Origin of the sequence: Spirosoma flavum (genome assembly GCF_042686045.1) — a bacterium.
GTDB lineage: Bacteria > Bacteroidota > Bacteroidia > Cytophagales > Spirosomataceae > Spirosoma > Spirosoma flavum.
The window spans coordinates 1,128,411-1,142,041 of sequence record NZ_JBHUOM010000002.1; the positions used below are offsets into that span (position 1 = coordinate 1,128,411).

Genomic DNA, 13,631 nt, shown 5'->3' on the forward strand with positions numbered 1-13,631 from the left:
ATTATATATACATCTCGTAAATTTTCATAGCATTATTTTCTAGATTAAAGGTTTTATCAACATACGCTTTAGCCCTTTCCGCTAAGATCACACTAAAATTTTTGTCATAATATAAACTAGTTACTTTCTCTGCTAGTAATGTATGTTCTTCTGGTATTAATATGCTAGTTTCTACTGATTTATTGAAATCTCTAAGGCCGGGTACATTATATAGTATAGTGGGAATTTTGCAGGCCATAGCCTCGATAGTAGTTATTGAAATTCCTTCAAAACGGCTAGTCATTAGATATATATCTGATGCAATAAGATATTTCCTTACATCGGCCTGATTTCCATAGAAACGCACGCTCTTTTCAATTGAATATTCTTTTACCAGTGAAATCTCTTTTCCTTCTGAGCTTCCTTCTCCTAAATGAAGATAAATACAGCTTTGGTTATGTTCTAAAATTATTGGTAATGCTTTAATGATTTCAGAATGGCGTTTAACTGAACTACATCCACCAATAGATATTAAAACTAAAGCTTCATCTGGGATATTTAATTCCTGGCGTATTGTTCGCTTTTCTTCTTTGCTACCTGGAGAAAACCGTTCACTGTTATACCAGTTGTAAACTTTACTTGTTGGATTGTTATAGTAGGTTAATTCATTATTATAAACAGAATCACTGATAGTATGGAATTTACATTTAAAAACATTTTTTGCACTCCATCTTAACCATTGGTGATAAGTAATAGAATACCAATTAGATTTATATACATTATGAAAAGTATATATAGATTTTTTTCCTGCTAACCAAGCACACATTGACATAACCCATTTCATACTACTATTGTGAACATGTACCACATCAATTTTATCTCTCTTGAGTAGCTTGATGAAGTTATAAAAGTAGCTTGTCCTCTTTCCGATATTTTTTAATGATGGATAGGGTAAATGCAGTATTTCATAACCTGCATTTCTAAAATATTGGCTATAATCACCAATGTTAGTACTTGTATTGACAGCTATTAATTGACATCCTAATTGTTGAAATGTAGGCGCTGCATCCACATACATAATTTCAGCGCCAGAAAACTTCAATTCGTTGAATATATGTATTACTTTCATTCGTGTTTTTTTGGATTTTTGTTTTAACTATGAGCGTAATGATTATATTTTTTAATCGTTTTTTAGTAATATATTTTGTGTTTTATCTTTATCCAAGTCAAATTTTTTGATTATAGTAATTGCCAATTTTCTGATATTTAAACGTTCTTCAAAAGAAAATCCTAATGTCCATATTAATATTATAAAACATACTGTACTTGTTATAACGACTGACATCAACCTTATCAGATTATTGTGAATAATTAATGTTGGAATAAATGATATAGTAATGAGTATTGTAAATATTAGGAAACATCTGAAGACAACATCTCTCATATATGTAGATATAGATAAATCACATTTTTCATTAGCAAAATAAAGTGTAATTATAAAGTTAACTACGGAGAAAATTAAAAATACAACATATAATGCATAGGCTGAGAAATTTAAGTTGAACAAAATATAAGAAATGACTAGCGGAAAAAATGTTATTATAGATACGAATATTTGATATTTTTTTATATTTCCTACAGCTGTTATAGAGTAATGTAAAGTAATCCCTAATTGCTCTATTAAGTTTCGTAGCAAAAGCAACCTACAAAAGATAATCACGTATTCTGGAACATTCTTTAGCCATAGACTGAATATATAGGGCATTTCTATTAAAACAGGAACGTAAAAAACGATTAATAAAAAAAAGGAAATTCTACTTCCTGTCATAGAAGCTTTTAACATTAAATTTCGGTTACCCCCTCCCTCACTTTTGTTTATAATTGGGTTTAAAGCTTTGAGTAATGTTGTCGAGAATGCACCTAATTGTCCGCTTATTTGAGAAGAAATTCCTTGAGCTGCGTTCACTTCAGGTCCAAAAAATGTGTTGATTACAATTCCTTGCCCATAATTCGCGAATAGGCTACTAGAGGAGCCTAAAAGTGACCATCCTGCAAATCTGGCCATATCTCTAAAAATTGATTTGTTGAAATATAGATTAATATTGATCCCGCATTCGGTATATTTCTTATGGCAATAGATTCTTTTGAAGGTTAAAATTGTTATAGTTAACGCTGCTGTCAATAATCCATAGACAATTAATTTATCGTAATGGGTGTAGGTAATATACAGGGCAATAGCCAGTTTAAGGGTAGACTCTATGATTCCAAGTATTGCAAATAGAAGCATGTTTTCATGAGCACTGATTACGGCATCATAAGGTACAGAGATGATGGTCAAGAGTGTACTGACGATCATAAATTGGAAGATTATCTTAGTTACTTCCATTCTTGATTCAGGAATCTTTAAAATGCCATTGAACAAGAAATAACCCACACCTTCCAAAACCAGAAATACTAGGATTGCAATGATGATATGAAGTACAATACTGACATTAAAAATGCTTTTCAGCTTTGAAAAATCGCCTTCTCCCTCAGCGAAGGACATAAACCGTTGGGTAGCAGCTGACATGGCTGAATTTAAAAATGTCAGCATAGATATGGCTCCTGCTACTACGTTAAAAATTCCAAAATCAGTTATTCCTAACCCATTTAAAATCAGCCGTGTGGCATACAAAGACATAAATACGGTTATGGCCATCCTTGCATAGAGGATACCCGTATTTTTAATTACTCTATTAGCTGCCTGCATAGATTGTTCATTGCAGTCTTTCGACTATTGCTTTCCCATTTAGAGACATGATCTATTATATGTACCAGAACACAAAATCATTTTGAATTAAGCTTGACGTTGACAAATGTTGATTCTACATCAATTAGTAGATTGTAAAATGTTACAAAGCAAACATTTACCATGCGTTAATATTCCCATTCATCATGGCTTTTACGGTCAACCAGCAAAGCCATATATCTAATTGAAGAGACTTCTTTTTATTATAAAACCGATCATACCGTACCCGATGTTGCATTTTCATTAGTTGGTCCGTCTCGCCCCGGCATCCATATACTTGTGCCAAACCGGTGATGCCCGGTTTCATTCGGTATCGCTTGCGGTAGTCGGGAAACTTGTTCCAGAAAAGTATGTCATGCTGGACCGCGTGCGGGCGTGGACCGACAATGCTCATATCGCCAATAAGCACATTGAGAAATTGTGGCATTTCGTCCAGGTTAGTTCGTCGCAAAAACTCGCCTATGCGTGTTACCCGATCATCATTTTTTGTGGCTTGTTTAAAACCAGCTTCTGGCTGATGGGTCATCGTCCTGAACTTAAGGCAGTAGAACCAGTTCCCCCGATAGCCCGTCCGTTTTTGTACGAATAACACCGGTCCTTTCGAGTCTACGCATATTAAGAGGCCAACTAAAGGGATCAGCCAGGATAAGATTAGCGTGGTAACGAGCAGGGCAAAACAAATATCGAACCCTCGTTTTCCCACCCGCTGGTACGTAATATCACTGTGCCGGGTCCGTGGCTCAGCATATACATACAGGGGTTTGTAGTGTGAGTCTAGGCTAAGCATACTGAGGTAGGTTTACGTTGCGTGTGAGTATCAAGCTGATGGACGCAGAGAATTTATAGTAGAAAAGCAGGTTGTCTAGACACCACTATCTACGCGCCCTTGTTTATCCGGGCCACCGTAATAATCGCTATAATTGTAGTTATAGTAGTAGGATTCGCCTTCACCTACACCATTTAAAATAATACTTAACTTCTGGAAGCGTTGCTCCTTATATAGCGTATCGACCATTCTGATGTAGTTTTTCGGGGTATGATCATGGCGGACCAGAAACATAGTTGCATCGGCGAAGGGCGCAATCAACTGCGAGTCGGTTACCAGACCAATTGGTGGGGAGTCAACTAATACATAATCAAAACGCTCCTTCAACTCTTCGAACAATTGAGCCAGTCGGGGAGAGCTTAGTAGTTCGGATGGGTTTGGCGGCAAGGGTCCAGCCGTAATGATAAAGTAGTTCTCATACCCGGCAATCGGCTGCAACAGTTCATCAATGGTGGCGTCACCAATCAGGTAATTGCTCAGGCCAGCCCGGTTCTCAATGTGTAAACTCTTGTGCAGTTTGGGCTTGCGCATGTCCATTTCCAGAATAACCGTTTTGCGGTCTACCAGGGCCAAACTCGCTCCCAGATTCAGGGAAATAAACGATTTTCCTTCACCACTAATGCTGGAGGTGAATAGCAGCACCTGGGGTTTATGGGGATCGCTTCGTAGAAACTGTAGGTTTGTGCGCAAGGCCCGGATCTGCTCGCCAATCACGGATTGCATACGAGGTTTGAAAACCAGATTGTCAATCGTCATCTGGCGGCTGTTAACCACTTCGCCAAGGATAGGTATCTGCGTAGCTTCTTCAACATCGGCCCGGCGCAACACGCGGTTGTTCAGGGTATCTTTGGCCGCGATAATTCCGACGGGAACCAGTAGACCGAAAAAGCCAAACAGTAAAAAAATCATTCGTTTAACTGGCTTAATAGGCTCATTACCCGTACGGGCAGCGTCAACCAGTCGGCTGTCGGATACTGTAGAAGCCGCAGACAGAGCCGTTTCCTCGCGCTTTTGGAGCAGGTAGGTATACAGGCCGTTTTTGATTACCTGTTGCCGGGTAATGTTTAATAAGGCACGTTCTTTTCCCGGCACAGTGCGAATCATGTCCTCCATGCGCCGGTTGTTGACGGCTAGCTGAGTACGGCTGCTGGTCAACTGCTGCCGTATCGTCTGAATGTTTTCGTTGATACTAATCTTCATCGCTTTTAGTTGGCTGTCAAGCGATTGGAGCAGTGGGTTATTGGATGACATCGTCCGCGATACTTCTTCGCGTTTCAATTCCAGTTCGGTCATTCTCGTCAATAAACCCGTCAGGATGGGGTCACTTAACCCCAGCGTAGCCGGTGTTACGCCTTTCTCGTTTGACTGGTTCTGAATATACCGCTCAATGTCTGCCAGTCCACTCAGCCGAATATTGACCTCGTTCAACTGCGTGTCGTTTTCTTTAACCGAAAGCAGGAATGTTTCTGCCTGTACGCTCAGGTCCGTAATTCCCTGCGTTGATTTATACAGCTCAACCTCTTTCTCAACTGTTGACAACTCGCCAGAAATTAGAGCCAGTCTATCTTCAATAAAGGTGAGTGTATTGCTGGCTTCTTTATTTTTATCAACAATGGCTTCTTTATTATACTCGTTAATGAGCTGATTCAAAATAGCCTCGCCTTTGTCTGGTACGGCTTCTTCCAGCGTCATCACCAGTACTGTAGACTGCTTGGCCGTTGGTTCAACGGTTAGGTGAGCCAGATAGCCTTCAACGGCAGCAGCATGAGCGGATACAGTGGCAATAACGGGTTCCAGCTTGCTATTGAGGGGCTTACGGGCAAACACGCGTAGCTGACCATACGGCGTTTTGATGCTTTGGTTTACGGGATAGGGGTGCCCGTTTAATTTTATCGTTTTACTGTCTATAAAGGTAAATTCTAAGGTCTCCTTGTACAGTTTTGACGCTGGTTCCTCCACCAGCAACCGAATGGGTGACTCGGTATAAATTTCTTCTCTGAACGTACTGGTTGGGTGATAATACCGAACATCGAGACCCAGGCTATTCACAACCCGATTCATCAGGGTAAATGATTTGAGGATTTCCTGCTCATTCTCCACCACTTTACTAGGCGTGAAGATGTCCATCTCCTTCATCAGACTTTCGCCCGAAATCCCTTTTTTCTCGTCCTTGATCAACAGGCTGGCCTGAACCTTATAAACAGGTGGTTGGTAAAGCAGATAGACGTAAGCTGCGGCTAACGCCAGAATCAGTGTAAGGACAAACCAGGGCCAGTTGCGCACATACCGCATGAGTATGGCACGTACATTAAGCTGTGGTTCTATTTCGTAGGCCTGGTAGGGGGTGTATGGATTCGTAACCATGTTCAGTTGTGTTAAAAACGGCTAACAATAATGGCGATAAAGGATAGGGAACTGAGAATGATTGGTAATAACTGATAGGTCCGGTCGGCGTTGGCAATGCGGGCTTTTCCGGGTTCGATATAGACAATGTCATTCGGATGCAGGTAGTAGTAGGGGGATTTGAATACATCCCGTTTGGTCAGGTCCAGGTGGTTGAACGTCCGTTGTCCATTCTCTTCCCGAATCACCAGAACATTGTTCCGTTGCCCATAAATGGTAATATCACCCGCCAGTCCCAGAGCCGCAGGTAGTGTTATTTGCTCATTTGGAATGGAAAAGAGCGACGGACGGGCTACCTCACCCGATACGGAGATCTGAAAATTCAGGTTTCGTACGTTCACCGTTGGCTCTTTTAAATAGTCAAGCAGTTTTTGCCGGATTAGCGCTGCCGCCTGTGTATTTGTTAGTCCCTGTACGGTTAGCTTGCCCATTAGCGGTAACTCAATCTGCCCCTCTTCACTAACCGGGTAACCCGGTATATAAGGCATTGGCGTCGTTTGCGTATTTTGCATTGCTCCCGTTCCTGACATTGCCGTAATGGCTGCGTACGGGTTGAAAAAGGCCGTAGCTTCCGGGCTTAAACTACTTACCTGTACGGATAGTACATCGCCTACTTTGATGGTCGGTATGTACCGGGGTGCCAGTGCGATAGTATCTTTACCAGGGCTATCTGCCTGATACATAACCAATTCTTTACTGGAAATGCAACTAGTCAGGCACACACACAAACCAACAAACCAATACCCAACCTGCCCATACATTTTACGTAAATTCATACAAGTCACTTTAATAAATTTCTTTTACCGATACTGATTCTGTAAGTAACTGCTGTGATACTGCCGAAGCAGCGCATCCAGCTGATTACCAACCCGATACCGTGAACCAATATTATACCCACGGCTATAGGCATACTCCCACCGAAATTCTTCGCTACTCCGAAGGCGGACATGTTGGGTCTGAACAATACGTCCCGGGAAAAGGGGAATGGCAAAATTGAAGCCTCCTGTTGCCCCATTCACCGTTTTCTGTGCATAAAAACCAACTTCCACATTGCCCATCTGCCGGATGAAGTCTATCCGTACCCCACGATCCTGGTAGAGATATTGTCCACCCGATAGCTTCAGCGTAATGTCACGCCTAGGAATCCGGTAGGCCACATCTGCCAGTAGCATAAAGTTTTGCAGCGACTCGTAATAGAAGCCATTCCTGGGGAAGAAGTAGAAGCCTGTATAGCTTGACTCTACCCCGAATGACCAATTTTTTGTCATGTCCGCATGGCGATACTGCACATTAACGCCATACTGATCATTGTAAAACAACCCCGCCGACAGGCTCATGAAGTTTGTCCCATCCAACGCCAGAAACTGGTTCAGGTACGTTGGTGCTGGCCGAACATTCAGCGCCTGATTGTCCAGGTGATTCACAATCGGAAACAACACCCCCCAATTCAGCATCAATCCCCGGCTCAGGTACAGTTGACTTTGCAGCAGCAGATTCGTTTTACTTTCCACCGTTTGTTCGCGAAAACCGAACTGCGCAGTAAATTCGGGTTGCAACCGAAAATCCAGTTTATACTTCCTGGCGTCGAACAGATGCGTTTTCGCCCAGTCCGCCCGCTCCCGTCGTGATAGAGTCGATGTACTAACCGTTGAGGCCAGTCGGTAACGGGCAATTGGCACCCCCTGATAGAGGGGCACGAACTCGTTTATACCCTGCGCGGCCAACGGTTTAGCCAGTTCCAGCATCCCAAGTAGCGGATTCCGATACAGCCGTTGCTCATAATAGACCCGGTGTTGCACACTATCAACCGATAGGTTTTCGTAGGAAAGCAGACCGTTTTGCCGCTGCTTTTGTGCAACACTTTCCTGTATGGGCCACGCTGTCAATCCCAACACGAACAACAGTAGGCTAAGCGTCAATGCGCGCCCAGTATCGGTTCGAACGGCGTTTGCTCTTACGTCCAGGCCCAAAGCCCCTATGTGTTCAACTACCTTCATGTTTCGTAATCAGGCGTTTCGGTAAGCGAAGCAAACGCAAGGCATAAGACGTACCCAGTGTAAGTTGATCGCCATTCAGCCAGCCAGCCTGCACAGTCCAGTGTTTGAACAGCAGCGCGTAAGCGCCCACGTTCAAATGCTGTGAATCCCACTCAACCATAAATCCTGCTTTTTGGGCGAACGTAAGCTTAACCCCTCCAAACGGCCCTGACAAATATTTATAAGGTTGGTCTCTTTTGTCTATCCAGCTAAATTTTGAAAAAATATCATCATTATGACTGTCACTTTCATCTCGATAAATGGAATACGGACTGGCCATACCTACTGTTATTCCGGCATTAATTGACTTCGTAACAGCGACATGCTTCGTAGCGGCTAAGGCATAAGTAACAAGTGAACTTGAAACGCCAAACGGTTCTGAAAGAATAATAGCCATCGATGGGCGCTTCTTTTTCTCGGTCATCACCACGTACTTTAGATCAATCTGTCGATCTCCGATACCTTTTCCACTAAAATTGATTGGTCCATTTGGCATTAGTAGATTCACATTCACTTCAAGCCGAGGCAGCAGCACCAGATTGACGAAATAGATGCTTTCCGAGTTCTTTTTATTGAATCGAAAGGCATAGTTCGATGGGTTAAGGGTATATCCCATTGAAAATGTTCCATCCTCAAGCAACTCTGCCGATGGTATATACATTAGCCCCGCTTTACCGGAAACATTCACCTGCGCCAAGCCCCGTGTCGGAACCCCGACGCTTATCAGCATCAGTCCGATCAAAAAAACCTTTTTACTGGTCCTTATGAGCTCTGTATTTTTTACCGTATAGTTATATACGTTTTTTATCACCAGCAGGTACCTGTTTTATTAATGGGTTTGACGAATAGCCTGAACCTCCAGAGGCTTCTTTCCCAAATGGTTGAGCCGTATCCTTTATGCCAGGCATAACTTAATTGTCCACCCTTTTGGGGAAGTCTCTGGAAAAGTAGTTTAGTTAAATTTGACCCGCAGTGAAAGCCCCGCTTCCAGTCCGTTCAAACTTACTTTCTCCGTTGTGCTGGTGGTCTCCGTTTTAACAACCTGATTGTAGTTGCCCAAGTGGTAGCGTACATCAAGGGCTAGATACAATTTCTTTACGAGCTGTTTCTCCGCACCTACAAACACCTGCACACCGTAATTGCTGCCTGCCTGTGTTTCGCTCAGAGAGCCGGTATTACCAACCACCTGTCGTGAGAAATCGTTGTTGATAAAGTAGCGGACAACACTAACCCCGATATAGGGCGTCAGAAATGGACTCTTGGTCTTTTCCGTCGTTCCATCCGTTTTTGTAGTCGTGGTAGCTGCCTTCGCAAAGGTGTACTTTAGGTCCAGCGAAACCGGTATGATGGAGAGTGTGAACTTTTCAGTACGATTAATACCAGCTATGCTCAAGTCGCTGGATACCGAGTTTTTCCAGTAGCCAACGCGTCCCCCAATCGACAGACCTTTTATAAGACCAATTTCGATGGCGACTGTTGGCATAACGCTACCCGAAAGTGTAGCGCCCTTTCCGGCGTTGTAATCGGCCAGCATAGACCGTTGGTTCCAGTAGTCCAGTGAAGGCTTCCAGTAGCTGGCTCCCACACTGATGCTCTTTAAATTAACCTGCGCCTGTAAAGGCCGTACAAACAGGCCGCTTAGTAAAGCAATGAATGATATGAGGAAGTATTTCTTGTTCATGATTTTGGTTAAATGAGATTTGAGTCGAGAGAGGTTTATTGCGTTAAAACGACTGGACTCATCCTCCGTTACCCTGGTTATGGCAGCTAGCAACCGCTTGAGCAAGAGCCGTAGTAAGCGTACTTACCGCTGAATTGTAGTTGCTGGTGATCTGGCTTAAGTCAGCGTCACGAGCAGTCTGGGCATTCGTAATTTTGGCATCCTTAGTCAACGAACAGGCGTTCGTCTCAGCCGTTTGAAGCGTAACATAGCCCCCAACAATCTGGCTGAAGGATACATAGCTTAAAACAACCAGCAACGCATATCGCTCTTCGCCCAAAATACTCCTGGCGGAACTTAGTGCAGCTAAAGCAGTACCAAGTGTACTTTGAGCAGCTGCAATGGAAGCGCTATACTTAGCTGGTATAGGTGCCTGACAGCCAGCTACTTCACCATTTGCAGTCGATACCGCTTGGGTGTAGGCTGCGTTAATGGGGGCACTTTGTGTTTGCCGTTGAGCGTCTAAACCGGCCTTTGCAGTAGCAAACGCAGCATTAGCGGCAGCTTTGCAGGCGTCAGTGCCCGCGTCTTGAATCGAATGCACCACCTCAATGGTAACCGGAGCCGCCACCCGGCCACCCACGGCCTTACCATTTACGGTCGGTAATGTGAATACCGGTAGGTAAGCTTGCAGAGCGGGATTAGTAGCTATGGCGTCTACTTCAGCCTTTAAACTGGCAGGCAGTTTGCCGGTGCTGGTTAGTGTCGCAATAACACCAGGTGTAAATTCGGCACTTATTGCCGTTGCCTTATCAGGTGAAACAGCTTTCGCTACGTTTGTGGTCGCCTGCTGTACAGACGCGGGTACTTGTCCGCTGGCTGTGATACCTGCCACACCAGCAGTAACGGCAGCCGCTGCCGTTGATGAAGTCACTGTGGCAGCCGTTACTGAAACAGCCGCAGGAGTTGTAGTCTTAACGTCGGGTAGTTTTGCGTCCAGGCCCTTAAACGTATAGGTAAAAGGTGTAAGCGAGTCAACATCCTTTGTTTTACAATTGTACAGGACCGTCGCCAGACAAAACCCGTAAAAGAGTAATTTGATACTTGGAATTGCAGTTTTCATGTAAAGGGGTGGTGGTTAAATGAAAAGAGATTGACTAAATGAAATTTTAACTGATTGCTCGTAATTGATACAATTCCGGACCGAAGCGACTCGTTTAGGCATGGCTCACTTACCACTCTGCTGAGTGTTTAACGTTAACCATTTTCAGAGTTTTCTAAATAAATAGCTAAGCGCTTGTAACGGGCCTATAGGGAGCTATGAGGCCGAGCGTCAGTTTGTGCTGGTATATTCGGGCAATAGTCTTCTAAAACTACCTGAGAGTAGAAGAGTACTAATCTTGATTTTTTTAAGATCTTAAGACAACATCCAACGATGAATTGTCTAAGGAAATGACCTGACTTTAGATAGTATCTACTCGTGATACTTATGAGCAGAGAACTAGTCTATCCTTATTGTTAACTATGAGAAGTGTACGTTCCCCGAGAATGCTATAGTAACCATCAGGGAGGTAATTAATTTAGAGAGGATGGTGTATTGTCATACTCTGAGAAAGCAAATGTACCTAAAAATCCATTGGATAAATATTCCCATTTTTCGCCAATTAGCCCTTGTTTATTAAACATATTAAACGGAAACATATACTTAGCGTTATGGTAATTTGGTATTTTTTATAAATCTATATATTATTGAAATAGTTATGTAAAATAAAAATTTGACTATATAATGGGTACTTTTCGTGCACTATAAGTGACATACATGAATGTTCGTCAAGATTAAGCTTTAATTAAATTTTAATCTATTTTTAATGTGAAATATTTTGTGTTTGTCAAATATGATAGGATAATTAGACAATAATTACCTTACTGTTATGATCCTAACTAACTGGCTTACAGTATATTTTGTGCTGAAATGATTGCTGCTCATTTCATGTATAATTTATTGCCTGTTTTTTTTGTCTCTTTAGTACCATGCAGGGTCTTTAGGTAACGTAAGTTCGTAGTAGAGAGAGATAGTTAAGATCGTTAGTGATGTACTTCCGGAGCGAACGGCGACTTAACCAGAGTAGCTTCTGTGTGACGATCCTCATCACGAGCTTGTAGCGTTTTAGCTCCCGCAAAATTTGCCTTTCGATATGCGTCAGGTCGTTCTTTACATTGGCTCGACTGCGCAATCTGGAGATCATTCCGGACGGCTTTACACGCCAATCTCGGGGTAAGCTTATTCAGCGTACGCTTAACCCAAAATTGGTGGTTTAATAAATGGAATTGAATCGGTTCAGGCGCTCGTTGTACAAATCCAGCAAATTATCATCCACTGCTCCGCTATGCTCCAAATCAAGTCGAGCCAGAGCCGCCCGACTCTCAACTTCCTGAACCATTGCTTCAAACCGTAACTCCCGCTTGACCCACTCTGAAGTCTTACCTAGCCCGACAGCCTGTCGAATGACCACCGCGAATACCTCCGATGTTCGTCCTACGCTACGGGTTGCCGCCTGGAGCCCGGCGATCGCCCTCATATAATCAGCATAGTTTAAGCCCTCAGCGGGTAAATCCCGATTTACCCAATCCAATGCCAACTGACGTATTATTTGATTAGCCTCCCCTGAATCCATTATTTCATGACTTCTCTACTAGTATTATCACCCCTTAAAGATAACTGTTTCCTTTTTATTTGTAAATGAGCGGGAAATAAAGGAGAACACAAAACGGTTTCTTAGCTCTCCTCGCGAGAGAAGTAGCGACCATCTTTAATAGACTTACTTGTCTTATACCAGCTTTTCTGACTACTTAAATGGGCTGCTGCTATCGTAAAAATACGGCTTACTTATCCACGCCTTATCGGATGGTCGGCTTAAACATGGACATCAACATCAACTGGTTTTTTTTGGAAACTATACACCAGATAGACCAACGCTGGCAGAATGAATATACTGCCCACCAATAGAGCTATGGCGAGTGAATCAATTGTTTTCGCGTGCCCCTGGTTTTCCAGTAAAGAGAGATAGCCTCCGTTTTTAAGCAGTACAATGTTGGGGAAATGCCGGGCTGTCGTGGTTAAAAGAATCATTGTGATCTGAAAACCCGCCAGTACTCGCACCGTGTATCGGTTTCCTTTTGCCAGCAAATACCACATTAGCCCCAGCGATACTGTAGCGGCTAGAATGGCTGTTAAGCCAGGCCAGTTGCCGAATACCCAATCGAACAGGGGAATCCCATCGGCATAGGCAGCCACAAAAACCAGACCGCCACACACAACGGCAGCCCCTGTCATAAATCGGGCTTTCCGAATAAACCGTTGCCGGTCGGCTTCTGTATCCGTTTCACCAATCAGATAAATGGCGGCCAGGTACCCACAGATAGCCACGGTGAAAAAACCTACTGAAACGGAAAACCAATTTAACCAGCTAAAAATATAAGCGGAAAGAAACGTGGTTGCCTGCGGGTCGATATGGCCTGATACGGCACTTCCGGCAATGATGCCCAGAAAAAGGGGGGTTACGGCGCTCGAATAAACAAAAATTCGGTCATACAGACCCTGCATATCGTCGACAATCGCATCGTAATGCCGAAACGCAAAGGCCGTGCCACGGGCAATAATTCCCAGAAGCATGATTGTTAGTGGAATGTGCAGATAGACCGACATGGTCGTGTAGATCGCGGGGAAGCCTACAAATAAAATAACGATTGTGATGATCAACCACATATGGTTTGCTTCCCAGATTGGCCCGATAGCCCTGTACATAGTTTTCTGCGTACGATTCTTGTTCGCTTCCGATGTAAACAGCTCAATGATACCGGCTCCAAAATCGGCCCCACCCAGCAATAAATACAGCAGAATGGCCACCCATAAGTAAATAATGACAACGTATAGCATAG

11 protein-coding genes are annotated in these 13,631 nt (G+C 43.3%); all 11 read right to left on the reverse strand.

All coding sequences use genetic code 11. The features are described from left to right. Position 1: 1 nt before the first annotated feature. Positions 2-1,108, reverse strand: a complete 1,107-nt coding sequence (locus tag ACFS25_RS10200) for a glycosyltransferase (RefSeq protein ID WP_381499551.1) — start codon at positions 1,106-1,108, stop codon at positions 2-4. A gap of 51 nt (positions 1,109-1,159) precedes the next feature. Continuing rightward, positions 1,160-2,728 carry an MATE family efflux transporter gene (locus ACFS25_RS10205; protein ID WP_381499554.1) on the reverse strand — a complete coding sequence of 523 codons (1,569 nt, stop codon included), beginning with the start codon at positions 2,726-2,728 and terminating at the stop codon, positions 1,160-1,162. Positions 2,729-2,885: 157 nt separating this feature from the next. After that, positions 2,886-3,554, reverse strand: a complete 669-nt coding sequence (locus tag ACFS25_RS10210; protein ID WP_381499557.1) for a sugar transferase — start codon at positions 3,552-3,554, stop codon at positions 2,886-2,888. A gap of 75 nt (positions 3,555-3,629) precedes the next feature. After that, positions 3,630-5,957 carry a GumC family protein gene (locus ACFS25_RS10215; protein WP_381499558.1) on the reverse strand — a complete coding sequence of 776 codons (2,328 nt, stop codon included), beginning with the start codon at positions 5,955-5,957 and terminating at the stop codon, positions 3,630-3,632. Between the two features lie 11 nt (positions 5,958-5,968). Beyond that, positions 5,969-6,772: a polysaccharide biosynthesis/export family protein gene (locus tag ACFS25_RS10220; RefSeq protein ID WP_381499560.1), complete on the reverse strand. Its 804-nt coding sequence runs from the start codon at positions 6,770-6,772 to the stop codon at positions 5,969-5,971. Between the two features lie 24 nt (positions 6,773-6,796). Then, positions 6,797-7,993, reverse strand: a complete 1,197-nt coding sequence (locus tag ACFS25_RS10225) for a YjbH domain-containing protein (protein WP_381499563.1) — start codon at positions 7,991-7,993, stop codon at positions 6,797-6,799. After that, entirely contained in the window at positions 7,980-8,762 is a 783-nt protein-coding gene (locus ACFS25_RS10230) for a YjbH domain-containing protein (RefSeq protein WP_381499566.1), read from the reverse strand. Before ACFS25_RS10230 ends, ACFS25_RS10225 begins: the two co-directional genes overlap by 14 nt. A gap of 222 nt (positions 8,763-8,984) precedes the next feature. Then, positions 8,985-9,713, reverse strand: coding sequence for a hypothetical protein (locus ACFS25_RS10235; RefSeq protein WP_381499569.1), 729 nt, complete (start codon positions 9,711-9,713; stop codon positions 8,985-8,987). 58 nt (positions 9,714-9,771) lie between these two features. Then, positions 9,772-10,815, reverse strand: a complete 1,044-nt coding sequence (locus ACFS25_RS10240; protein ID WP_381499571.1) for a hypothetical protein — start codon at positions 10,813-10,815, stop codon at positions 9,772-9,774. A gap of 1,192 nt (positions 10,816-12,007) precedes the next feature. After that, positions 12,008-12,271: a hypothetical protein gene (locus ACFS25_RS10245; RefSeq protein WP_381499573.1), complete on the reverse strand. Its 264-nt coding sequence runs from the start codon at positions 12,269-12,271 to the stop codon at positions 12,008-12,010. Between the two features lie 335 nt (positions 12,272-12,606). Continuing rightward, positions 12,607-13,629 carry a cytochrome d ubiquinol oxidase subunit II gene (locus ACFS25_RS10250; RefSeq protein WP_381499574.1) on the reverse strand — a complete coding sequence of 341 codons (1,023 nt, stop codon included), beginning with the start codon at positions 13,627-13,629 and terminating at the stop codon, positions 12,607-12,609. Positions 13,630-13,631: the final 2 nt, after the last annotated feature.

Coding starts and splice junctions, on each gene's coding strand:
- ACFS25_RS10200 (WP_381499551.1), bottom strand. CDS start 1,108: ATGAAAGTAATACATATATTCAACGAATTGAAGTTTTCTGGCGCTGAA.
- ACFS25_RS10205 (WP_381499554.1), bottom strand. CDS start 2,728: ATGCAGGCAGCTAATAGAGTAATTAAAAATACGGGTATCCTCTATGCA.
- ACFS25_RS10210 (WP_381499557.1), bottom strand. CDS start 3,554: ATGCTTAGCCTAGACTCACACTACAAACCCCTGTATGTATATGCTGAG.
- ACFS25_RS10215 (WP_381499558.1), bottom strand. CDS start 5,957: ATGGTTACGAATCCATACACCCCCTACCAGGCCTACGAAATAGAACCA.
- ACFS25_RS10220 (WP_381499560.1), bottom strand. CDS start 6,772: ATGAATTTACGTAAAATGTATGGGCAGGTTGGGTATTGGTTTGTTGGT.
- ACFS25_RS10225 (WP_381499563.1), bottom strand. CDS start 7,993: ATGAAGGTAGTTGAACACATAGGGGCTTTGGGCCTGGACGTAAGAGCA.
- ACFS25_RS10230 (WP_381499566.1), bottom strand. CDS start 8,762: ATGCTGATAAGCGTCGGGGTTCCGACACGGGGCTTGGCGCAGGTGAAT.
- ACFS25_RS10235 (WP_381499569.1), bottom strand. CDS start 9,713: ATGAACAAGAAATACTTCCTCATATCATTCATTGCTTTACTAAGCGGC.
- ACFS25_RS10240 (WP_381499571.1), bottom strand. CDS start 10,815: ATGAAAACTGCAATTCCAAGTATCAAATTACTCTTTTACGGGTTTTGT.
- ACFS25_RS10245 (WP_381499573.1), bottom strand. CDS start 12,271: ATGAGGGCGATCGCCGGGCTCCAGGCGGCAACCCGTAGCGTAGGACGA.
- ACFS25_RS10250 (WP_381499574.1), bottom strand. CDS start 13,629: ATGCTATACGTTGTCATTATTTACTTATGGGTGGCCATTCTGCTGTAT.